Annotated in this window: 23 protein-coding genes; 6 read left to right on the top strand and 17 right to left on the bottom strand. The window is 35.0% G+C overall.

Features of this window, described 5'->3' with window-relative positions:
- The first annotated feature begins 121 nt into the window (after positions 1–121).
- On the top strand, positions 122–301 hold the full coding sequence (locus AC1DCD_RS05695; RefSeq protein WP_353585970.1) for a hypothetical protein: 180 nt from the start codon (positions 122–124) through the stop codon (positions 299–301).
- A gap of 160 nt (positions 302–461) precedes the next feature.
- On the opposite strand, the gene upp is transcribed toward AC1DCD_RS05695, so the two are convergent.
- Positions 462–1,121: a uracil phosphoribosyltransferase gene (upp, locus tag AC1DCD_RS05690; RefSeq protein ID WP_008448893.1), complete on the bottom strand. Its 660-nt coding sequence runs from the start codon at positions 1,119–1,121 to the stop codon at positions 462–464.
- A gap of 282 nt (positions 1,122–1,403) precedes the next feature.
- On the opposite strand from upp, the gene pckA reads away from it, so the two are divergent.
- A complete protein-coding gene (gene pckA, locus AC1DCD_RS05685) occupies positions 1,404–3,026 on the top strand; it encodes a phosphoenolpyruvate carboxykinase (ATP) (protein WP_008448895.1) in 1,623 nt (540 codons plus the stop codon).
- 297 nt (positions 3,027–3,323) lie between these two features.
- Here pckA and AC1DCD_RS05680 read toward each other — a convergent pair whose 3' ends face one another.
- Together AC1DCD_RS05680 and AC1DCD_RS05675 are read right to left on the bottom strand one after the other, a co-directional pair.
- Positions 3,324–3,986, bottom strand: a complete 663-nt coding sequence (locus tag AC1DCD_RS05680; protein ID WP_008448092.1) for a hypothetical protein — start codon at positions 3,984–3,986, stop codon at positions 3,324–3,326.
- A 176-nt stretch (positions 3,987–4,162) separates the two neighbouring features.
- Positions 4,163–6,049, bottom strand: a complete 1,887-nt coding sequence (locus tag AC1DCD_RS05675) for a heavy metal translocating P-type ATPase (protein ID WP_464640723.1) — start codon at positions 6,047–6,049, stop codon at positions 4,163–4,165.
- A gap of 128 nt (positions 6,050–6,177) precedes the next feature.
- Here AC1DCD_RS05675 and dusB point away from each other — a divergent pair, with 128 nt between their 5' ends.
- Positions 6,178–7,155, top strand: coding sequence for a tRNA dihydrouridine synthase DusB (gene dusB, locus AC1DCD_RS05670; protein WP_464640725.1), 978 nt, complete (start codon positions 6,178–6,180; stop codon positions 7,153–7,155).
- A 34-nt stretch (positions 7,156–7,189) separates the two neighbouring features.
- On the opposite strand, the gene AC1DCD_RS05665 is transcribed toward dusB, so the two are convergent.
- The gene (locus AC1DCD_RS05665; RefSeq protein ID WP_464640727.1) at positions 7,190–8,818 is read right to left on the bottom strand and encodes an ArnT family glycosyltransferase; all 1,629 of its coding nucleotides are present in this window, start codon (positions 8,816–8,818) and stop codon (positions 7,190–7,192) included.
- A gap of 34 nt (positions 8,819–8,852) precedes the next feature.
- Positions 8,853–10,004 carry a glycosyltransferase family 4 protein gene (locus tag AC1DCD_RS05660; protein WP_464640773.1) on the bottom strand — a complete coding sequence of 384 codons (1,152 nt, stop codon included), beginning with the start codon at positions 10,002–10,004 and terminating at the stop codon, positions 8,853–8,855.
- A 118-nt stretch (positions 10,005–10,122) separates the two neighbouring features.
- Between AC1DCD_RS05660 and AC1DCD_RS05655 the strand changes: the two genes are divergently transcribed.
- The 3 genes from AC1DCD_RS05655 to AC1DCD_RS05645 are packed head-to-tail and all read left to right on the top strand — an operon-like array spanning position 10,123 to position 13,134.
- On the top strand, positions 10,123–11,082 hold the full coding sequence (locus AC1DCD_RS05655) for a lysophospholipid acyltransferase family protein (protein WP_353585976.1): 960 nt from the start codon (positions 10,123–10,125) through the stop codon (positions 11,080–11,082).
- Positions 11,083–11,085: 3 nt separating this feature from the next.
- Positions 11,086–11,898: an alpha-1,2-fucosyltransferase gene (locus AC1DCD_RS05650; RefSeq protein WP_464640729.1), complete on the top strand. Its 813-nt coding sequence runs from the start codon at positions 11,086–11,088 to the stop codon at positions 11,896–11,898.
- Positions 11,899–11,913: 15 nt separating this feature from the next.
- A complete protein-coding gene (locus tag AC1DCD_RS05645) occupies positions 11,914–13,134 on the top strand; it encodes a glycosyltransferase family 87 protein (protein WP_464640731.1) in 1,221 nt (406 codons plus the stop codon).
- On the opposite strand, the gene AC1DCD_RS05640 is transcribed toward AC1DCD_RS05645, so the two are convergent.
- The 12 genes from AC1DCD_RS05640 to AC1DCD_RS05585 form a co-directional block, all read right to left on the bottom strand.
- The gene (locus AC1DCD_RS05640; protein WP_464640733.1) at positions 13,028–14,008 is read right to left on the bottom strand and encodes a glycosyltransferase family 2 protein; all 981 of its coding nucleotides are present in this window, start codon (positions 14,006–14,008) and stop codon (positions 13,028–13,030) included. The genes AC1DCD_RS05645 and AC1DCD_RS05640 overlap by 107 nt on opposite strands.
- Positions 14,009–14,021: 13 nt before the next feature.
- Positions 14,022–14,804: a polysaccharide deacetylase family protein gene (locus AC1DCD_RS05635; RefSeq protein ID WP_039864044.1), complete on the bottom strand. Its 783-nt coding sequence runs from the start codon at positions 14,802–14,804 to the stop codon at positions 14,022–14,024.
- A gap of 414 nt (positions 14,805–15,218) precedes the next feature.
- Complete coding sequence (locus AC1DCD_RS05630; protein WP_464640735.1) at positions 15,219–15,992, bottom strand: HNH endonuclease; 774 nt, start codon at positions 15,990–15,992, stop codon at positions 15,219–15,221.
- Position 15,993: 1 nt separating this feature from the next.
- The gene (locus AC1DCD_RS05625; protein WP_464640739.1) at positions 15,994–17,235 is read right to left on the bottom strand and encodes a DNA adenine methylase; all 1,242 of its coding nucleotides are present in this window, start codon (positions 17,233–17,235) and stop codon (positions 15,994–15,996) included.
- Positions 17,236–17,318: 83 nt separating this feature from the next.
- Complete coding sequence (locus AC1DCD_RS05620; protein WP_464640741.1) at positions 17,319–17,519, bottom strand: DUF4250 domain-containing protein; 201 nt, start codon at positions 17,517–17,519, stop codon at positions 17,319–17,321.
- A gap of 91 nt (positions 17,520–17,610) precedes the next feature.
- Positions 17,611–18,090 carry a cytidine deaminase gene (locus AC1DCD_RS05615; RefSeq protein WP_464640743.1) on the bottom strand — a complete coding sequence of 160 codons (480 nt, stop codon included), beginning with the start codon at positions 18,088–18,090 and terminating at the stop codon, positions 17,611–17,613.
- On the bottom strand, positions 18,087–18,857 hold the full coding sequence (locus tag AC1DCD_RS05610) for a glycosyltransferase family 2 protein (RefSeq protein ID WP_464640745.1): 771 nt from the start codon (positions 18,855–18,857) through the stop codon (positions 18,087–18,089). The genes AC1DCD_RS05615 and AC1DCD_RS05610 overlap by 4 nt, the downstream gene beginning before the upstream one ends.
- A 19-nt stretch (positions 18,858–18,876) precedes the next feature.
- Positions 18,877–19,716, bottom strand: coding sequence for a glutamate racemase (gene murI, locus AC1DCD_RS05605; protein ID WP_464640747.1), 840 nt, complete (start codon positions 19,714–19,716; stop codon positions 18,877–18,879).
- Positions 19,717–19,781: 65 nt separating this feature from the next.
- Complete coding sequence (locus AC1DCD_RS05600) at positions 19,782–20,285, bottom strand: OmpH/Skp family outer membrane protein (RefSeq protein ID WP_464640749.1); 504 nt, start codon at positions 20,283–20,285, stop codon at positions 19,782–19,784.
- Positions 20,286–20,424: 139 nt separating this feature from the next.
- Positions 20,425–20,928, bottom strand: a complete 504-nt coding sequence (locus tag AC1DCD_RS05595) for an OmpH/Skp family outer membrane protein (RefSeq protein ID WP_353585986.1) — start codon at positions 20,926–20,928, stop codon at positions 20,425–20,427.
- 42 nt (positions 20,929–20,970) lie between these two features.
- Positions 20,971–21,489 carry an OmpH/Skp family outer membrane protein gene (locus tag AC1DCD_RS05590; RefSeq protein ID WP_036856023.1) on the bottom strand — a complete coding sequence of 173 codons (519 nt, stop codon included), beginning with the start codon at positions 21,487–21,489 and terminating at the stop codon, positions 20,971–20,973.
- Between the two features lie 34 nt (positions 21,490–21,523).
- Complete coding sequence (locus tag AC1DCD_RS05585; protein ID WP_464640752.1) at positions 21,524–24,139, bottom strand: BamA/OMP85 family outer membrane protein; 2,616 nt, start codon at positions 24,137–24,139, stop codon at positions 21,524–21,526.
- Positions 24,140–24,151 lie beyond the last annotated feature (12 nt).

Raw genomic sequence — 24,151 nt, 5'->3', positions numbered from 1 at the left:
AAAGATAACAAATACTTATGAAATTATGTGCCTGAGAGGAGAGGGCTTGCAACTGGGTTTTACGACTGACCCATAATTTCATTGCATTTCACTTGGCATCGCCAATATTAAGAGTCATCAAATGATACCCTATAGTCAGATAGATTGGCTCAATGGAAATTTAGTGGGGATAAGCATAAAAATCTTTGCAAGTCTATACAGAAAGAATTTTTCATCAACGATACCCATTAGTGATGCTCTGAAAACTTTGATTTTCTCATTAAAAGATTCAGATGCAGCATTAGATGATCTTATGAAGTAATTAATATGTTAAATAAATGTATTACTTATTTTTCAAAACTTTCTTTTAGCAGAAATATACATACTATTTCTCTTAAAGAAGCATAAAAATCATACCATAAGAGAATATATATCAACTATCTCCTTTTTACTTAAAATAGGTGATGAAGAATGATTTTTTATCAAATTTTCTCACCATAACAAAGATCTCCGGCATCACCAAAACCTGGTACAATATACTTATGCTCATTAAGCCCTTCATCTATAGCTCCACACCATATTGTAGTATTTTTATCAGGGAATGTCTTTTTAATATGAGAAATGCCTTCAGGGGTTGCTAAAACGCAAGCCACATGCACATGTTTAGGAATACCTTTAGTAAGAATAGCCTTATAACCTAATTCCATAGACCCTCCTGTAGCAAGCATAGGATCAGCTATAATTAAAGTTTTACCAGTAATTTCTGGTGTTGCTAAATATTCTACATGAATACCTACTTCGTGATGAGCCTCATCTTTATATTCACGATAAGCACTTACAAAAGCATTTCCCGCATGATCAAATATATTAAGAAAACCATTATGGAAAGGAAGACCCGCACGAAATATTGTTGCTAAAACTATCTTATCTGAAGGAACATTAACTTTAGATAAACCTAAAGGAGTAACAACCTCTTTCGTTTCATAATGTAACGTTTTAGATATTTCAAAAGCTTCAAACTCTCCTATACGTAAAACATTGTTACGAAATAATAATCGATTCTTTTGATACTCTTTATCTCGAATCTCTGCAAGATATTGATTAATTATGGAATTTTGTTCCGAAAAGTTGATAATTTCCATTAGCTATTTAGGCATTAAAGTTTTTACGTTTATTATAAAGCATAATACAAAATTTTGGCAAAAATAAGCATTTCATTTCTATTTTGCAATATACATTTAGCAAATATAATTAGTTAAATGCTTATTTTTAATTATTTAACCTACATATATCTTAACTTTGATAGAATTTATAAATATATCTTTGGGCAAGTTTATTAAAAATGCTACCTTTGCGGTGTCTTAGTAAATAAGATTAAATTAAAAAAAAGAATAATTATTTTCCAACTAAATACATTTTATAAAATGGCACAGTTTGATAAAAGTGTACTAGAAAAGTACGGTATCACAGGTACAACAGAAGTTGTTTACAATCCTTCTTACGAGAAATTGTTTGAAGAAGAAACAAAAGCAAGTTTAGAAGGCTTTGAGAAAGGTCAGGTAACAGAGCTTGGTGCAGTAAACGTGCAGACAGGTGTTTATACAGGTCGTTCTCCTAAGGATAAGTTCATCGTAGATGATGCAAACTCTCACAACACAGTATGGTGGACTTCTGAAGAATACAAGAACGACAACAAGAAGATGTCTGAAAAGACTTGGGCTGTAGTTAACGACTTAGCTAAAAAAGAGCTTTCTAACAAACGTCTTTTCATTGTTGATGGTTTCTGCGGTGCTAATAAGGATACTCGTATGAAGATTCGTTTCATCGTAGAAGTAGCTTGGCAAGCTCACTTTGTAACAAATATGTTCATTAAGCCTATCAACGAAGAGGAATTGGCACAGGAACCAGACTTCATTGTTTACAATGCTTCAAAAGCTAAAGTTAAAAATTACGCTGAATTAGGATTAAATTCTGAAACCTGCGTTGCTTTCAACGTAACAACAAAAGAGCAGGTTATCCTTAACACATGGTATGGTGGTGAAATGAAGAAAGGTATGTTCTCTATGATGAACTACTATCTACCTCTAAAGGGTATTGCTTCTATGCACTGTTCTGCTAATACCGACCTAAACGGTGAGAACACTACTATTTTCTTCGGTTTATCAGGTACTGGAAAGACTACTCTATCAACCGATCCTAAACGTCTTCTTATAGGTGATGATGAACACGGCTGGGACGACAATGGTGTGTTTAACTTTGAGGGCGGTTGCTACGCTAAGGTTATCAACTTAGACAAGGAGTCAGAGCCTGATATCTATGCTGCTATCAAACGTAACGCTCTTCTTGAAAACGTTATGGTTGATGCTAATGGTAAGATAAATTTTGCTGATAATAGCAGAACTGAGAATACTCGTGTATCTTATCCTATCAATCACATTAAGAATATCGTACTAAAGAAGAATTCTGTATCTGCTGGTCCAGCTGCTAAACAGGTTATCTTCCTTTCTGCAGATGCTTTCGGTGTATTACCTCCTGTATCTATTCTTAATGCTGAACAAACAAAATACTACTTCCTATCTGGTTTTACAGCTAAATTAGCTGGTACAGAGCGTGGTATTACTGAGCCAACTCCTACTTTCTCAGCATGTTTCGGTCAGGCTTTCTTGGAGCTACATCCAACAAAGTATGCAGAAGAATTAGTTAAGAAGATGGAAAAGAATGGTGCTAAGGCTTACTTGGTTAACACTGGTTGGAATGGTACTGGCAAGCGTATATCTATTAAGGATACACGTGGTATTATTGATGGTATTTTAAGTGGTGCTATTAACAATGCTCCTACAAAGACTATTCCTTATTTCAACTTTGTTGTTCCAACAGAGCTTGAAGGTGTTGATACTAAGATCTTAGACCCACGTGATACATATGCTGACGCTACACAGTGGGAAGAGAAAGCTAAAGATCTTGCTGCTCGTTTCCAAAAGAATTTTGTGAAATACACAGGCAACGAAGCTGGAAAAGCACTTGTAGCTGCTGGTCCACAGCTCTAATATCTCTCTGAAGATATATCAATATAATATTAAAATGCTCACATCTGAATATATAGATGTGAGCATTTTTTATATAATGCAATAGTATATAAGCTCGCCCCATCGTTACCTAAACACATAATATAATACTTATTTCATAGCACAAACTATATTCCTATCTGCTTGTATATACCCATTTTTATAACCTTTATAACCTCACTACAAAACTAAAAAATAATATAAAACATCTTTTACTATTTATCATAAGACAGAAATGATAAATAGCTTTTCTGTAAAATGTTTTTTTTAATAAAACTATTATTTATTTTTATTTTGTGGTTTAGTAGTAAAAGAGTATGTAGAAATAGTATCTTTAGGAATTTTCCTTCGTTCAAAGGCAGCGTCCAGCACACGCTTTTTTTCTATTTCCTCAGTGTATATTTGTTCTATAATATTTTTGCCATTTAGCTTTTTTATTATTTCTTTATTTTGCTGAACATGCTCTCTATCGCGATTAAGTCGCCTATCAAGTATAGTAGCAAGATCAAAGCTACCTCCGCTTGATTTCAAATAACCATAATCATATAGCTCTCTTTTAGACATATTGCGTGATAAACTATCTATATTGAGCTTGTGCTTTCCTATTACAACTACTTCATTGAGACTATGTTTGCTTGGAAATAAGAACACTGTATCGCGTAAAACTTCTTCACGGATAAGTTTTTCTGAAGAATATCCCTTAGCTTTAAAACTTGCTTGCTTAAACTGCTTTGGTAACGTTATAGTACCAAGATATATCGTTTTACCTATAAACTGCCCATCTACACATACCTCTACATCACGCACAGGAAATCTACTTATAGCATCGCATACTAATATCTGTTGCGCTTTTACATCTACTGTAATAATAATAGATATAAAAAAGCATAAGTATAAAAATATTCTTTCAGGATAAATAAAGGAAGATATGGATAGTTTCATAAAACAAAATTATTTTTTATAAAAGTAGAAATAATATATTATTTACGTTATGCTTATTACATAATAATAACAATATTTATGTCTTTTGCATAAATAACATAGTTATGTTTTATAAATATAAACAAAAAAAATGCGGTAGAATAAAACATCTACCGCATATTTTTTTTTATTTCAAATTATGCTTTTAAAGCTCTCATTGCGTTTATAACAGCTAATATCATCACGCCAACATCTGCAAATATCGCTAAACCCATTGATGCTAACCCAATAGTAGCAAGTATAAGCACAGCTATTTTTATTCCAATAGCAAATATCACGTTCTCTTTAGCTATATTAATGGTACGACGTGATAGCTTAATAGCTGTAGCTATCTTAGCAGGATTATCGTCCATTAATACCACATCGGCTGCTTCTATAGCAGCATCACTACCTAATCCGCCCATAGCTATCCCTACATCTGCACGCGATAATACAGGTGCATCATTAATACCATCACCTACAAAAGCTATGGTCTTATCTTTTGGTTTAATACTTATAATATTCTCAAAGTAGCTTACCTTATCGCTTGGTAATAGTTCTGCATGATAGCTATCAATGCCAGTTTGTTGTGCTACTTGTGCTGCAACACTTTCTTTATCACCAGTTAACATAACCGTCTTGGCTATTCCTAAATGTTTTAATTCTGCAATAGAAGAAACACTTTCGCTCTTTATTTTATCAGCTATTACTATATGTCCTGCATATAAGCCTTCAATAGCTATATGGATAATAGTACCTGTATTATGGGTAGAACAGTAATTACATATAGGAATGTTTACACCTAAATGTTGCATCATACGCCTATTCCCTACGCTCACTTGCTTACCGTTTATAGTAGCAGTAATACCTTTTCCAGCTAATTCGTGCACATTCTCTACACTGCATCCATCTGCCTCTTTAGCATAAGCTTCGCGCAATGCAAGAGCTATAGGGTGACTTGAATAACGCTCAACATGAGCTGCTAAATGTAATAACTCTTGCTCATTTATTTGGTTTGGGTGAATGGCTGTAACCTCAAAAGTACCATGAGTAAGGGTTCCTGTCTTATCAAAAACCATAGTGTGGAGCTTGGAAAGCGCATCCATATAATTGCCTCCTTTTATCAATATGCCTTTATGTGAAGCTCCTCCTATACCCGCAAAGAATGTTAAAGGAACAGATATTACTAAAGCACAAGGACAACTTACTACTAAAAAGGTTAATGCACGATGTAACCAAACAGAAAAATCTGCACTATAAGAAGCTGAGAAAAAAGGTGGTATAAATGCTAAAACAAGGGCTAATATTACAACTATAGGGGTATAAACATGAGCAAAACGACGTATAAACGATTCGCTCTTAGACTTGTTCTCATTAGCATTTTCTACTAAAGAAAGAATCTTACTTGCTGTAGATTCGCTAAAAATCTTAGACACCTTCACTCTTAACACTCCAGAAAGATTGACACTTCCTGAAATAACGTCATCTCCTTTAGACACATCACAAGGCATACTTTCACCTGTTAAAGCCACTGTGTTAAGGCTTGAAGTACCCTCTAAGATAACACCATCTAATGGTATTTTTTCACCAGGCTTCACTATTATTACATCGCCTATAGACACGTCCTCAGGATTAACCTTTTCGATGTTTCCGTTATTTTCTATATAAGCTGCATCAGGACGAAGATCCATCAGGTCTGTTATAGAATCACGAGCTTTGTCTTCGGCATAATCTTCAAATAGTTCACCAAGCTGGAAAAACAACATCACAAAGACAGCTTCCAAATACTCTGGCTCTGCATTAGGTAAAAAGCCTATTAGAAGTGCACCCACTGTAGCTATCACCATAAGTAAGTTTTCATCAAAAGGATCGCGTTTTATGATGCCTTCTATAGCTTCCATTAACACATCATAGCTTATCAAAAGATAAGGTATTAAATACACTAAGAGTAGCTGCCAAAGGGGCAACTTTGCGTATTTTTCTATTAGCCATGCTCCTAAAAGAAGTATGACAGTGAGGATAATACGGAGCAATTTCTTATTCATACGACATTAATATTTACTTGTTATATTTATAATTAATATACAAAAGTAACAGTTATGTTTTACAACTTGGTTGCAAAATGACCTTCTATACCATTAGTCATATATGCTTTTTTATTACCTTTGCACTTATGAAGATAGGAAATATAGATATAGGTTATCGTCCTTTATTCCTTGCTCCTATGGAAGATGTTACTGATATAGGGTTTAGAAGTATGTGCAAGCGTTATGGGGCAGCTATGGTTTATACCGAATTTGTTTCGGCAGATGCCATTATTCGTAATATAAAATCGACATTATCGAAAATGATTATAGACGATAATGAGCGTCCTACAGGCATTCAGATATATGGTAATAATGTAGAATCGATGGTAGAAGCAGCCAAGATAGTAGAGGAAGCTAAGCCTGATGTCATTGATATTAACTTTGGTTGCCCGGTTAAAAAAGTTGCAGGTAAGGGGGCTGGAGCGGGCTTACTAAGAAATATCCCACTACTTTTAAACATTGTTCGTGAAGTAGTAAAGGCTGTTAATGTGCCTGTTACGGTAAAAACACGCTTAGGATGGGACGACTATAACTTAATTATAACTGATTTAGCCGAACAAATACAAGACTGTGGAGCAAAGGCACTCACCATACATGGGCGCACAAGAGAGCAAATGTATACAGGGAAAGCCGATTGGACGTTGATAGGAAAGGTTGCTAAAAATCCACACATCACAATACCTATCATAGGTAATGGAGATATTGTTAGTGTAAAAGATGCTTACGATCATTTTGATAAATACGGAGTAGATGCGGTAATGATTGGTCGTGCTACATTTGGGTGTCCATGGCTTTTTTGTAAAGACCAAACATCACTTTCTCTTGATGATAAGATAGATGTGTTAGAAGAAATGCTCCGCATTAATGTGGAACGTATAGACGAATATCGTGGTATCTTACACACTCGGCGTCATCTTGCAGCATCACCAATATTTAAAGGCATTCCAGATTTTAAGCAAATGCGTATTGCTATGCTCCGCTGTTCTAAAATGGAAGAGCTTATAAAAATGTTAGAAGAGATAAGAGGATTTCTCAAAGAGAATAGCTCTCGAGTAACAACTTAAACATCAAGCGCAAGCCTTACTATATAGGCTTGCGTTATTTTCGCTTATATATAGTACAATAACTATCATTATAAGCAACACTATATTTTTGTTTTTTCATCCATATATGAGTAAGTTTACTTACCTCTTCCGTTTCGCTTAAAGGTTTTACTTTTTTTAATTCTACTATTAAAGGATAACTTTTAAAAAACGCTTTCCTTTCGTTTAATCTATCTATAAGGCTTTGCCCTGTATAGATTACAGTTTGTGTATGTCCTAAAAAAGGTAAAGAATGGGTAGCATAGTAATACTCCGACTTTTGGTTTATTAAGAAAAGTAACCGCCTGTTGCTATCCTGCTCTTTGTTAATAGCTTTTATAACTTGTTGATATTGTAAAGCATTAGCAGAATCGGTGTAGATATTAAGCCTATCATTTTGCACGAGAGTGGTTTCTTTCCATCGTGGCTTAACCGCTCCATATGCCTTAAAGGCTTGTTTTATTATTCCAGATAATCCTATACATAATATAGTTATTAACAAGAGAGAGTTCCATTTCTTACTTATCTTTGTATAGCAATAAGCAGCGGGGAAAATAGCCATTCCTGCTATCCAGTTATATACTCCTGCTATACCTATATCGCTTCCTATAGGAAATATAAGAGTAGCTATTATGAGATAGCTAACAACAACCTTTCCTTCTCCTATATTTTTATTTATAATAGCATATAGGCAGATAAGTAAAGAACATGCAAGTGCTACCGTATAAGGCAGAGATGTATAAGATAAAATGAATATAATAATAGTCAATAATATTTTGGTCAATATATGATCTTTATATTTTTTTATTTGTTTAATGGTTGTTAGTTTGGCTATTATTAATAATACCACTATTGTTAAAGCAATGTTTATTCCACTTTTAAAATACTTATATATAATATTTCCTTTACTATGTGTTGCATTGTTGTTACTTAAAGTACAAAAAGCCTGTTGAATAGCATCTATATAATATGCTTCTTGATGAGATATTAATAACATACAAACAGCTAAAAAGCACCCTGAAACTATACCTATAGCAAAACATACACCTGCTTTTATATTAATCTTACTTCTTTCATGTTTTTTAAAAACAAAGAGCGGAATAATAATTAAGGCTATTAAAGCAGCATTAACAATACGCGCAAATATAGATAAGCCTATAAAAAAGCCAGATAATATGACCCATATACAATATTTTTCTTTCGTAGCTTTGTTTATACAAAAGGCAGAAATAGCTATAAGCAGATAAGAAAAGGTATCATAGTGGAAAGTAACCGTTATAGTAGGGAAGACAAAACATAAGCTAATGGCTATTAAGGAATATTGCCATGGGATATATTTCTTAAAGATAGAATATAACAAAAATATTGATAAAGTTAGCGTAAAGGCCTCAAAAAATCTAAATCCAAGCAGACCGTAATTGCCAAAAACTATTTCCCAAAATCCTCCTATAACACCTGTTAGATAATATAAGAAATTAAAACTATTAGCTTCTGGATATTTAAAAATACATTCATAGAAAGTGTTACAGAACCCAACATCTACATTGTCTATACCTTGTAGCCCCGTCAAGCATCTATAGATGAATCCTATTAAGAATGTAAAAAGAATAAAAGTATGTTTGGGTGGAGTATAATTAGCTGTCATTTAAAGGTTATATTGTTAAAGAGTATGTGTTATTTTATTTTATATTTACTATGTTAAGATATTCGTTTATAAGCTCTTGTGTTACTTTTTGCGTACTAAACTTCTGAACATAATTTTTACTTTTTTCTATTATTTCTTTTCTGTTTCTTCCTGAAAGGATTGATGTTAAGGCTTGTTTCATACCTATAACATCATCAGGACCAACATAAATATTATATGGTCCGCCTGCCTCTTCTAAACAGCTACCCGTACAAGCCACTACGGGTAATTGGCTATATATGGCTTCTATAATAGGAATACCAAATCCCTCATAACGTGAAGGATACACAAAGCTATGGGCAAGCTGATAAATAGAAGGCAGATCTTCGAAAGGTACGTTGTGTAAAAACACCACCCTACCCTGCATATTATGCGCGTTAATATAACTTATTACTTTTTTTGTATAAGGTGTATGCTTACCAACAATAACCATTTTAGCATCTGTCTTTATATCTTTAAATGCTTTTACAGCAAGTAATATGTTTTTTCGTTCCTCTATACTACCTACAGAAAGAATATATTTTTCTGGTAAATGATAATGCTCTTTTACCTCTTTGAGCTTTTCTTCGTTTACCTTTTCTTTAAAAGATTGTTCACAATCTTGATATATAACAGTGATTTTTTCTGGTGCTACGTTTCCAAATTTTATAATATCACGCTTTGTACATTCACTAATAGCTATTATATGGTCAGCCTCTAAACAAGCAGCCGCAAACTTATATTTATAGAAAAACAAGTCGAGCGAACTATAATATTGTGGATAACGCAAAAATATTAAGTCGTGAATAGTAACTATCGACTTAATTCCTGTTTTGCTAATACCTTTTGGTAGCTCACCTGATAAGCCGTGATATATATTTACTCCATCAGAAATTAAATCTTTTTTAATACGTAAAAAGCGCCATAATGCTTTGCCTATTTTCCCTTTTCTACCTTTAGGATAGACGTAACGTACCTGATCCGTTTCCTTTATTTGACCACGTAAAGTGTGATTACCTTTATCTGGAGCATATAGACGAAGAGAAAAACGCTTATCTTTTTCGCTTAAAACATTCTTGATAAGTGTCCTACTATAATTACCTAACCCTGTGCTGTTATGCACTATCCTTTTGGCATCATATCCTATTATTATAGGTAGAGTCTTCATAAATATCATTTTTTATAAGCACCAAAGGTAAATAAAATATATGATACTTATATGATAACCTATTAAAAACTTGTTGGATAGCAATGATTTTGCTAATTTTGCGCAAAACTAATTCTCAATGAATATACTTTACTTACTTGTTTACCTCTGTTGGTATTTACTCTCTTTATTACCATTAAGGCTACTTTATTTGCTATCAGATGTGCTTTATTTTTTTGTAGCTAAAGTAGCAAAATATCGTTATAAAGTGTTATGGGATAATGTTTCTTCTTCTTTTCCAGATTATAATGAGGCTCAAAAAAAGCATATTATTAGCAGTTTTTATGCTTGGCTGTGCGATTATTTTGTAGAAACTATTAAGCTGCTTACTATGAGCAAGGCAGAGATTAAACGCCGTATGATATTCACAGGGTGCGATGAAATGGACAAATATTGGGCAGAAAAACGGTCTATAGGCATATATTTAGGTCATTACGGGCAGTGGGAATGGGTTACCTCTTTGCCTCTTTGGCTTAAGTCGGAAGGTAAATGTACGCAGATTTATCATCCATTAGAAAATAAAATATTTGATAAGCTCTTTTTAAAAGTACGTCAGCGTTATGGTGCTGTGTGTATCCCTATGAACGAATCGTTAAGAAAGATTGCAAAATATCGTGCCAAATCTGTAGCTGTAGTGGTAGGATATATTGCCGATCAGGCTCCTTTTTGGAATAATATTCATCATTGGATAAATTTTCTTCACCATGATACACCTGTTTTTACAGGAGCCGAACGTATGATAAAGACCACTAATCAGGTGGTATATTATGCCGACGTGCATAGAGTGAAGCGTGGATACTATATCTGCAACTTTAAAAAGATAAGCGATCAGCCTAAGAAATACCCTGACTATGAGCTTACTGATACTTACTTTAACCTTCTTGAGCATAGCATAAGGTATGATCCAAGTATATATTTATGGAGCCATAAACGGTGGAAACGCACACATGAGGAGTATAACATTCGCCTAAACAAAACTACAGGTATAGTTGATTTACGCGATTTAAACATTATAAAACAAGAGAAAGGAATAAGTTGAGCTATGTTTTTTGTACATGATAAAGGTAGAATGTGTAATAATATCCTTCAGTATGCACATGTATATGCTTGGGCACGTGAGCATCATAAACACACTATGTCTATGCGTTTTGCTTATAAATATCCTTATTTTGATATTTGTAACATGCGTTATCACAACTTTTTTTTCTATCTCTTAGGCAAATATAGTGCTAAAGTGGGGCTGCTAAAAACGGTATCTTTCAATGAAGAAGATTGTGATTATACTCTTAACGAAACGTTGATGTCATCTCATAAACATTTATTCGTAGAGGGGTGGTATGTGCGCTACTACGACTTGTTTTTAAAATATAAGTCTGAAATATTATCGCTTTTCCGCTTTCATACGGCTATTGAGACTAAGATTAATGCTGTATTGGCTCCTTTTCAAGGTACAATAAAGTTGGGCGTGCATATCCGTCGAGGCGATTATGCACGTTGGCAAGGGGGCAAATATTATTATAACGATGACCAATTTATGCACGTTATAGGGCAGTTTGTTGCTTTACACCGCGACAAAACAGTGAAAATCTTTATCTGTGGCAATGATCCTAAGCTCGATAAAGATGCTTATAAGCACGCTTTTGGCAATGGTAATGTGCATTTTCCAGCAGGCAATCCTGGAGAAGATCTTTGCCTTTTGTCTCATTGCGATTATATAATAGGTGCACCGAGCACGTTTAGCCTTACTGCTTCGATGTATCATAATACGCCACTTTATTGGATTTTAGACCCTCTAAAGCCACTTGACATATCGTCATTCGGCTGTTTCGACAATCTTTTTAAACAGATTATTTAAGTAAATGTATTTTAAATGAATATGATAATAAAGCATATTAAAACTTTCTTCTCTCGCCCTTTTTTTAGTGATAAGCGCACACTCTTAGGAGTATGGGTTCTTATAGGTATTCTTTCTTGGGCTTTTAAGTTTACCCGTCAGCATAATAACTTTGAGATATTCCGTGGAGTTTATTGGCATACCGTGCAAGGAACGTCCCTTTATGAAGCTTACCCTAAGGAGTATTTTGATATTAATCACTATGGTCCTGTTTTCTCGTTAGTCATAGCTCCATTTGCTATTATGCCCGATTGGCTGGGTATGCTCTTCTGGTGTGTGGGCTTATCGTTGGTGCTTTTTGTTGCGGTAAGCCGTTCTAACATGAAGCATAACGAGAAGATATTTCTCTTTTGGTTTTGTGCTCACTCGCTCTCTACTGCCCTTTTTATGCAGCAGTTTAATGTTGCTATTGCCGCTATTATTATAGGTGCTTTTTATATGATAGAGAATAAGCGCGACTTTTGGGCAGCTTTTCTTATCATGCTCGGCACCTTTGTTAAGCTGTATGGCATAGTGGGCTTGGCTTTCTTCTTTTTTTCTAAGCAAAAAGGTAAGTTTTTGTTATCGTTATTGTTTTGGGCAGTAATAATGTTTGTAGCTCCAATGCTTATTAGTTCGCCTGCATATATATTAGGGCAATATCAAGAATGGTTTACCAATCTGATAGAAAAAAATGGCGAAAACATTGGTTCCATCGCTCAAAACATATCCGCTTTAGGATTAGTTCGTCGCATTTCAGGTAACAATACCTATTCCGATTTATGGTTAATACTGCCATCTTTATTACTTTTTGCTCTGCCATATCTGCGCATAAATCAATATAAATATTTAGGCTTTAGGTTATCGTTGCTTGCTTCGGTATTGCTCTTTGTAGTGCTGTTTAGCACAGGCAGCGAGTCGAGTTCTTATATTATAGCCCTTTGTGGTGTTAGCTTTTGGTGGTGTTCAGCTCCAAGCAAGCGTGGAAAGTGGGGAGTTGCACTACTTGTTTTTGTGTTTATGATTTCTGGTTTTGGCTCGTCAGACCTCTACCCTCCTTGCATAAAACGTGGACTTATACAGCAATATGCCCTCAAAGCCTTGCCTTGTCTTATTGTTTGGTTGAGGCTTTGCTATGAGATGATGGTGTATGATTATAAGGGGGCGCCAGCTCTTTCTCCGCAACAACATATACCGGACGATGTTTTATCTCATTAAACACCTTGCCGAGGTATACACCAATAATACCTAAAGATAGTAGCTGTATACCTCCAAGAAAAAGTATTACTGTGAGCATAGTAGGGTAACCTTGTACGGGGTCGCCATATATCCATGTGTGTATGAGTGTGTAAATAAGAAACATAAAGGCTACAACGGAAAAGAACATTCCCACAACCATTGACCATTTCAGTGGAGATACCGTAAACGAAGTAATACCATCTATAGCTAAAGATAGTAGAGAGCGTATAGACATATGGCTTTTACCCTCAGCCCTGTCTTGTGTTTCAAACTCCACTCCTATTTTCTTAAATCCTATCCACGCATACATACCTTTAGTATAACGTTCTGTTTCACGAAGTTTTTGCAGTTCGGTTATACACTTTCTGTCTAACAAACGAAAATCGCCTACGTTTTCAAGAATATCGTAACGTGTAGAATGTTGTAAAACCTTATAATATAATAGTGATATACGCTTTCTTAAAAACGACTCTTTCCCTCTTGTTTTTCGTTTACCATATACATCATCATATCCCTCTTCCCACTTTTTAAGCATCAAAGGAATGACGTGAGGAGGGTGCTGCAAGTCGGCATCCATTATAACAACACAGTCGCCACTGGCATTATCAAACCCTGCCAACATAGCATTTTCCTTGCCAAAGTTTCGAGACAAATTTATATAACAAATGCGGTTATCTTTCTTTCTTAACTGCTTAATGGTGGTAAGTGTGTGATCGGTACTACCATCGTTAATAAATAATATCTCCCAAGCGTAGCTGTTGTTTTGCAACATTAAGTCTGCTAAGGCAGTGTATAACTTGTTAAGACATGCTTCTTCGTTATAGCAAGGAATAAGAATGGTAACTTTTCTCATTGCATAAAAGTTATTATTGCTTTGTTTTTTGTTCTGTAAAATATCTATATGTAACAAACTCTTCACCTCTCGCCTTTAGCATCTTAACGAGCTTATCAAGACGATGTACCATAGCCCAACCGCTATTTTTCTTTATTATATATGGCATTTTATATTCTGGGTGCTCTTTAAGGTCGTAAAACTCCCATGGGTGGAAGTAAGTAACAAAATAGCCATCATGACGCAGCACACGGCGCACCATAGCATGATAGAGAGCTTGTGGAAGATTATGAAGTGAAAGCCAAAATAACGGAAAACGTATTATAGGGGTAACAGAGGCTGGAATTTGTAATACTTTTCCTTTCATAAAATACGTACGAGGGTCAGTAAGATGCATATAACGACCGGGAATAAAAGCAGGATTGAGCGATGAATTATAGCTATATCCTGCCTTTTCTATATCAGCATCTGAGACAGGAAACATACGTGGCTGCCTATATCCATACACCTTTACACCAGAGACACGCTCTACGATAGCCTTCGAGAGGAAGATGTCTTCCGACTTAGGTTGCCAATGATCCACACCATGGCAAGCCACTTCATGCCCTTCTTTCACTATGCGTTGCAGGATATGCGGAGCGTTTTGGGCAAAATTGCCCGTACAGAAGAAGGTTGCCTTTACGTTGTTTGCCTTCAGACAGTTGAGTATTCTGGTAGTTCCCTCTACAGAAACCGCCATCCCTTCCTCAAGTGTAAAAGGCACACCGTGCTCCTTAGGGACATCAAATTCTTCTGTATCAAAACTCAATAAAATCATAACTTTTTGCCATATATTGATAACTTTGATATACACACAGCCCGTGCGTGTAATATTCTGTTTTATGCAAAGTTATCTATTATCAGCGGAGTATGCAAATATTATGACGAATAGTAAGCCACATCAGCTCTTTGTTATTGCTTATTTCTTACCAAGAAAGCAAAGTGCTGCCAATATGTTTATTATTACAATATAAAAAAAAATGATATAGTTTGCTTATTAACACATAAGGTTTATTACATCTTTATACGAAAGATTGTTTTAAAAAATAGATTATTTTTAATAGAAAAATAAATTAAAAATAAGGTAAAAATAAATTATTTTTATTGTCAAGAATTGATGTTTCATCTAACAAAAGATGGTGTTTTATGCTGCAAAAGACCATCTTTTGTTAGATGAAACATCAGAGATGTGTTATTTTATGAGGATAGATTTGAATTTATTTCCTGGGTTACACGCATCAATATCAGCGACAAATTGAGGTAAATCGGCTTGTTGTATGTGTTTTTTATGTATGATACGGTGGCAGTTAGGGCATACAGGGAGCAGATTGTTTAAGGCTTCTTTGATAGTTTTTTCTTCATCATTTGCATTGTATTGGAAGATTGGTTTCATATGATGAAACTCTATGCATGAGTATTTTTCCTCATAACCATAGAAAGATGTAAACCTGAAGCCACAGCAATTACAGTGATAAAGCTCTTGTGCTTTATAATATTTTACAGCCTCATTTCTTAGTTTTTCAGACCTTACCCTTACTACTTGGTTGCGTATAACCTGTTGACCTTCTTGTACAATTTCGGTATATGGTAGTAGTACTTGTTTGGTTTCTTCGTTTTGAAGTTCTGAAACGACATCATCATAGTTGAAATTGTTATTTAGAAGATATGCAAGCGTATCTCTGTTTTTCTCAACATAAGCAATGCCTTCTGTTGTTATTTCATACATCCCAGTATCTTTATTGTAGGTGGCATAACCAAGATTAGAAAGTGTATTGTGTGATTTTAGGTTTCTTACCTTTTGTGAAAAGTAGGTATCATTCCTATTATCTATAATCTCACTATCGTGTCCTGTTGGTTTCATAATAGCTGTAAGCTGAGGAATGAGTTCGCTTGTACTGATACTTCCATTATTACTTTCCTGCATTAGGTAAAGACTTGGTAAGATAAGATTTCTTTCTGTTATCATCTTAGTAATTAGTTATAATGAGGTGCTTGGTATTTTTTTCGTTTCTATCCATAAAGCTCACTTGGTATTTCTTATCAAAAGCTTTAATGTTTAGTCCTTTATTTTCGTATAAAGATAGAATGAAAGGAGTGGCTTTTATAATCATCATCCATTTAGCAAGGCATTGATGGATTAGGTAATGAGCCAGTCTTTTTTGGTCATCTTTAGTAAAACTATGTTGTGCATAGGTGCTAAACTCGCTATCATAAGGAGGGTCTATAAAAACAAAGTCGTGCTTTGTAGGTGGGAAACAATGAAAGAACTGCTCAAAATCTAAGTTGGATATATTTGCAAAAGCAAGTTTATTGGCAAGTATTTCCGACTGATAATAAGCTAATTCTTTGTGTAGTGTCTTTTTATTATATGATATTCCGCCATAAGGAACATTAAATTTTCCTTTGTCATTATAGCGGAACATTCCGCTATAAGCGTAGTAACGTAAGAAGAGAAAGAGAGCTATATGGAGTGCTTTCTCATCTTTTCTTAGCAGTATGTCATTGTATAAAAGTCGGAGATAAGTATAAAAGCTACCCATATAAGCGGTAATGATATTGTCAAGAATATCATTATCGGGCATTAGCAGGCGTTCCCTTTCAATTTTTTTCATACGAAGGAACTTTCTTTTTAGTGTACTTTCTAATAGAAATTGTATCTTGTTACGATGCCATTTAAGGGTTGAGGAGATGATGTTATCGATACTTTCTGCCTCTTTTTTTATATGCGATTCGAGAGTTGAGAATAATGTTATTTCATCTATTTCATCCTTGCGAAATTGTTGATATAGCTGTGTTAGGAATGTTTCTTGTGTAGCAAACTGATACAGTTTAGTCCAAATCTTGTCAATAGAGTATGCCCAATTGAAGAAGTGTATATCTTTAGTAGCTATACTATGGTATAGCTCTATGAGTTCTTCCGACTTATCATTGATAAAATATCTGTGTGCGGTAAAGGCTGCAAAGACTGACCCTCCACCTACAAAAGGTTCGTAATAATTTTTGAAAGTAGGAGCATTGGGGATAATAAACTTTAGCTCTTTCTCTTTACCTCCAGGCCATTTTAAGAGCGGTTTTAGCTTGTTTTCTCCCTTAACAGCACCTTTCTTTGCTAAAAGGCTATTTGAGAGATGAGGCTGCGAGGTGCTTTGAAAGGTGTTATTCCCCTTATATTGTGTATGATTGGATATTTTAGAAATTCCTATTGGCATATATTTTTATGTTTGAATTTATGGAAAGTGTATGCAAAAAGCACTTATTTATTATTGCAGTTATGGCTGATTATAGTATTTTTTTACTCATCGTAGCCCACTGGGCGAAACTGCTTTTGCTCCTCGCTATATATATACCCTTCTTCTTTCATGCGTTTTTTAACCTCTGTGGGGTCCTCATTAAAGTTATAACACAGCGACTCTAATGAATCAAATTCACCATCTCGTAACAGCATATTCACTGCACTAACAAGTATGGCTGGTTCTTTTGGTAGATATTCCATATTCTTTTTTTAGTTTATTAAATTGGTTTTATATATGTTAAGACGGTTATCTTCGTCTTAATAGTTTTTAAACGATGTAATTTCGTATAATTTATTTCATTGATTCTCCTACAAATTGTAATGGTAGAATGTCTTTAACAGAGTTGATGACATAAACACCTTCTGTACCATATAAAAGAATGCGAATGGGCTTTTTATAGCGATCTTCCATCTCAAGGAGTACCTGCCTACATGAGCCACATGGCACTATAGGGTTTTTAGTAAAGCCATAACCGTTGCGGGCAGCAATGGCAATGGTAGTGATAGGCTGGTCTGGCTGTGTAGATTGGGCAGCAAAGATAGCAGACCGTTCTGCGCATAAGCCTACGGGGAATGCTGCATTTTCTTGGTTAGCACCATGTATTTCAGTGCCATTAGATAGTAACAATGCTGCACCTACAGCAAAATTGCTATATGGCGAATAACTCTTAGAGGTGGCAGATATTGCACCGTTAATGAGTTTTTGTTCTTGTTCAGATAGCTCATCGAGCTGACAAAATCCTATTTTGATGCTTAAATCTATTGTTTTCATGCTTTTTTGTATTTTCGTTTTTCTATTGATTTAGCTACTATAAGAAACTGGTAAAAACCAGAAAGACAGCTTGAGATGAATCCAGGAAGTCCTTTCTTGTACTGCTGATCCATGATGTAAGCCTTAAAAAAACGCCATATAGGTCGCCATAAAAGTGCACCTAAGCCATATTGTTTGCTAATGCGTTTGTCTATTTCTCCGTCAGAATAGCGATTTATTTTTTCTATTCTCTCATGTAGATAGTTCTCATCAAGATGTATAAGCACAGCTCTGTTGCTATCTGTAAGTTTGCCTATTCTGCCTTGCACTTGTGGGAAAGTATGCACGTATGGTGGCCAAATAGTGCCTTTACGTATAAAGAAACGTAACTGAAAATCTCGTAATCGTCCTTTATCTAACACATTCATATCACGGTTACGACGAGCTATGTATAATCCTTTAGGGCAGGCTTCTTGCTTGATAATATTATATAAGTAGGTACGAAGGTCTGTAGTAACAAGTTCGTCAGCATCTACGACGAGCACCCATTTATAGCTCGCACTTTGTATAGCAAATGTACGTGCTGGCTCTGCACTAAGATGGTTTGCTTTGGGAAAGGTAACTATTTTGCAGTTATATTCTTTGGCTATGGCGAGAGTATTATCCTTACTCTCCATGTCGCATATTACGATTTCATCGAAGCTTTTAACACTTTCGAGTACTTCACGTAGATGTTTCTCTGCGTTATAAGTATTGATTACTACTGATATTTTGTTATCTTGTGGCATTGCTTTTATAAGAATATAGTTACTCTAATGTAATATGCTTTACAGTGATTTCATCGGTAAGAAAGATGCGAGCATTCTCAGTAAACTTAGAGGGATTCTCTGTAGTATAGTATTTTGTAGTGCCTTGCTTAGTACACTTTTTGTCCATTTCAGGGTGTCGGTATAGATAATCTTTTAAAGACTGTGCTACATACTTTCCTTGCGCTACTATTTTTATTCCTTTGTTAATATGTTTTAGTATCTTAGGCATAAGTATAGGATAGTGTGTACAGCCTAAAATGATGGTATCTATTTTAGGGTCGAGCCTCATAATATGCTCAATGCGCTTCTTAACAAAATAATCAGCACCCGGCGAATCTGCCTCATTATTCTCTATGATAGGTACCCAAAGAGGGCAAGCAATACCTGTAACTGATATTTTAGGCCATAGCTTTTGTATCTCAATATTATAACTTTTGCTACGTACAGTGCCTTCTGTAGCTAAAATACCTATATGATTAGAGTGGGTTAAAAGTCCTACTACTTCAGCTGTAGGACGAATAACACCTAACACACGGTTATCAGGTGCTATTACAGGAAGGTCGTTTCGCTGAATGGTTCGAAGAGCTTTTGCAGAAGCAGTGTTGCAGCCAAGAATAACTAAGCTACACCCCATATCAAAGAGTTTCAATACTGCTTGACGGGTAAACTCATATACTACATCAAACGAACGAGAGCCATAAGGAGCGCGTGCGTTATCTCCTAAATAGATATAATCATATTCTGGTAATAGCTTCTGTATAGCATGAAGGATAGTTAAACCACCATAACCACTATCAAAAACACCTATCGGACCAGTTTTTTGCAAGGATTGCATCATGTGTATATATAAAATTATAGATACTTTATATAGATTGTCTTTCAGCTATAACCCATCTTTTATAGCTATTTTAAAATTGCTGTAAGCATGTTAGTAATATCTTCACCAATAGCATCGTTTATGAAAGGAACAGCGTCGTTATCGGTATTAAAGATAAAAGCATAACCATTCTCCTTACCTATCTGCTGTAATGCCATGTTAAGCTGTTCTTTAACAGGCGCAAAAGTGTCTTGTTCGGCTTTCTGAAGGAGCCGTTCTGTCTCGCTTTTAAAAGCTTTGTTACGCTGCAAGAGCTCTTCAAGCTCGGCTTGACGCTTATGAAGTATGGAAGGAGCAAGAGTGCGTTGTACCTCTAAAAAGTCTTCGTAACGCATGTTAAAATCATCTTCGGATCGTTTTACCTCTGCATCATATTTAGCTTTAATAGAAGCATAGGTGCTTAATGCTTTTGTATAACCTGCCATAGCATGGAACACTTTGTTATAACTAAAATACCCAAACTTTAAGTTTTGAGCACTTATGAGCAAGGGGAAAAATATAAGTAGGAGAGCAAAACAGATTTTTTTCATTCTTTTTTTATATAGATATTTAATAAAAAGTGAAATCAACGCAAGAAATTTTATTCATGCGATGACTTCACCCTAAAGCCCTATTCCACAACAGAATGGGGTAAATATTTATGGGGGAAAGACACCCCACGACTTTTCTTTATTTAGTCTTTGATAGCTGAGCCTTAACCTCGGCGGTAACGTCCTTGCTGATAGCTTCATTTATATATATAGGCTGACCAGCTGCCTTTTCCATAATATAGGTATAACCACCTCTTTTAGCAACGGCAGCAATAGCTTTACGTACCTTATCAAGTACAGGACCAAGAAGCTTTTGTTGCTCTTCGTTAAAAGCCTTTTGATTGTCTTGTGCTGTCTGCTGTATCTTTGCATATAGCCCCTGAAGCTCTTTTTCGCTTTCAGCTTGCTTAGTTGGGTTCATAGTGTTCTTTGCTTTTTCGTATGCCTCACCTTTACGTTGAAGCTCAGCTTGCATATCTTCTATCTGCTTTTGGTACTCCTTTCCTTTAGCTTGTAGCTTGTTTTGGATAGCTATAGCCTCTGGAAGTGATTGTAAAAGAGCCTGAGAGTCGAGATGACCAAACTTCTGAGCAAACATTGTCATTGGTGCACATAGCATCAATATCAATAATAACTTTTTCATTTTTTGTTGTTTTGTTAAAGTGTTTATAATTTTTTTTGTTTATTAATTAGAAATACCACCGAGAGATTGCAACACTTCATTGCTTATATCGATAGCTGGTGAACCGTAAATAATACCTGCCGTTTCGCTCGAACGGTCGATAACCATACTATAACCACGCTTTTCTGATATTTGCTTAATAACCGTATATACTGCATCTTGTATCGGACTAAGCATTTCTGAGCGTTTTTTTGCTAATTCTCCTTGTGGTCCAAAGTATTTTAACTTAACTTCTGCAGCCTTCTTCTCCTTATCCATAATGGCATCTTGACGTTTCCTTTTTTCCTCAGGAGTTAAAGTAGATAAGTTCTTTTGATAATCTCGGTAGAGGTTAGCAGCATCTTTTTTTACTGCATCTATTTGCTCCTGTACCTTCTTACTTAACTGGTTAAGCTCATAATTAGCCTTTGTATAATTGTCTATATGATTGAGGATATATTCCATATCTACAAGTGCAAAGCTCTGCGCATTAGCTGATATTGACAAAATAGCCAGTATAGATAGCAATATTAGTTTCTTCATCTTTTATGTTTTTTTTATTAGTTTCTTCTAAGTCTTAAAACTCTTGTCCAAGTATAAAGTGGAATTGACTTCCGCCTTTCTGACCATATACCTTATCAAAACCATATGCCCAGTCGATACCCATCAACCCTATCATAGGTAAAAATATACGTACACCAAGACCTGCTGAACGCTTTAATTGGAAAGGATTGAACTTGCTGGCCTCTGTCCATGCATTACCAGCCTCAACAAAGCCAAGTCCATATATTGTAGTGTTGCCTAAAAGGAAAGGATAACGTAGCTCAAGAGTTAAGCGATCGTAAGCATAACCTTCAGCACGATACGGAGTTAGCGAACCGTTTTCATACCCACGTAGTCCAATAGTTTCGGTAGCATATCCAGTAGAGTAACCACTCATACCATCACCACCCATATAATAGGTTTCAAATGGACTCTTTTTATACTTATTATAACTACCTAATATTCCAAATTCTACACGAGTCATCAATACAAGATTCTTTTGTCCATTAGTAAGAGAAGTAAAGGTACGTGCCTTAAATTTCCATTTATGATATTCTATCCACTTATATTTTTCCTGTTGCTCCGTACTATATGCACTCGACTTAAGATCCGTTGCCAAATGCTCATAATCCTTATTATCCCACTTACTCCATGGAGGAGTGATCGTAAGTGATGCTATAAATTCGGAGCCACGACGTGGGAAAAGCTGATTATCTGTAGAAGAACGGTTAAGCGAAATACTTAGATTTAAGTTGTTTGCAGTACCGTTAGCCATAATAAAATAACGCCAATTTTTAAGCATATAACGCTGATAAGATAACTGAAGAGATAGGGTAAAATAGTCATCTGGCCATGTTAGACGCTTACCCCAACCAACGTTAACACCTAATAATTGTATATATTTGTTAGGGTCAAGATAGTTTTCGTAGTTGTTATAATTATAATTACCATATCCATACCTATAGTTATAGTAATTATTCATATAAGCATTGTTATAGTAGTTGCTACTTACATCGGTCTGTTTGCTATAATAAGAACCCACGGAAAACTGAATAGGACGCTTCCCTCCAAACCAGTTAGTAGAGTAATTTACACTATAAGATTGATAGTATCTACCATTACTTTGTGCACTTAAAGACAAAACCTCTCCATCGCCAATTGGTAAAATACCACGGTGTTCACGGTTTTTATTAAAGAGGTTAGCTATAGAGAAATTGTTTAGCTTTAACCCTACTTTACCTACAATACCTGTTTGTTGCCAGCCAAGAGATAACTCTATTTGGTCATTAGATTTTGGTTTTAAGTTCCAATTAAGATCTACCGTACCTGTTTCATAATTTGGTTTTACATCTGGATTAACATGTTCTGGGTCAAAATGTCCCATAGATGCCAATTCTCGAGCTGTACGTTGCAGAGCTTCTTTAGAGAAAAGATCGCCTGGTTTGGTACGCATTTCACGACGTATGACATTTTCATATAAACGGTCATTACCATTTATACGAACATGATTAATATGAGCTTGTGTACCTTCAAATATACGCATTTCCAAATCAATGCTATCTCCATCTATATTTATTTCCGTAGGTTGCAGATTGTAAAACAAATAACCATTATTCCAATACGCATTTCCTACAGCATCTTCGTCCTCAGATAAACGCTTATTAAGGCGCTTTTGGTTATACACATCTCCCTTATGCATATCAAGCAAACGTGATAGATAATCAGTACTATAAACAGTGTTTCCTACCCAAGTTATGTTTCGGATATAGTATTTCTTACCCTCATTAATCTTAATATATATATCAACGTGTTTTTTATCAACATTGATTACACTATCTTTAACGATGTTTGCATCTCGATAACCATATTCATTATATTTTGAAATAATATTTTTCTTATCCTCTGCCCAACGCTCTGGGGTATATTTTTTAGATTTAAAAAAGTTAGCAAATTTACCAGATTCGTGTATTTTAGCAAAAGCACCTTTTTTAAACAAGTTACCTTTCAGCTTTTTATCAGAAACTTCTTTATTACCTTCTATGATAATATTGCGGACTTTTATTTTTTGTCTTTTATCTATATTTACATCAAGGATAACATGTTCCTTACTATTATCATCATGTTGTATTATATTTATTTCTGCATTTTTATAGCCTTTGTCTTCAAAATATCTTTTTGCAATCATCTTAGCACGGTCTATCATGTTAGGTGTTATTTGCCCACCTTTTAATAGTCCGAGCTTACTTTCCATATCATCTTTTTCCTTTTTTGATACCCCATTATAGTTAATAATAGATACACGTGGCCTTGCTTTTAAATAAATGTTGAGATAAATATCTTCACCAACAATAGAATCGGCACTTATAGAAACATCCGAAAAGAGACCATGCTTCCAATATCGTTTTACAGCATCTGATATAGCTGTACCGGGCACTTCTACTTTTTGCCCAATAGAAAGCCCAGAGATACCTGTTAAAACATAATCTTCATAACCTTTAATACCAGTAACATGCATTCCTGCAATGCGGTAAGTAGCAGGGACACCTGAATATGAAATATTAGGTTTGATAATTTTCTCTTGTGCATTAACAGTATATATACCTCCAGTAGCAAAGGCTATAAGTATTAATATTTTATTTATATTTTTCATCTATATCACGTT

The organism is Prevotella sp. C0209C1 (assembly GCF_056583855.1).
Note: the sequence above shows the minus strand (reverse complement) of the source record. Positions and strands in the feature narration are given on the sequence as shown.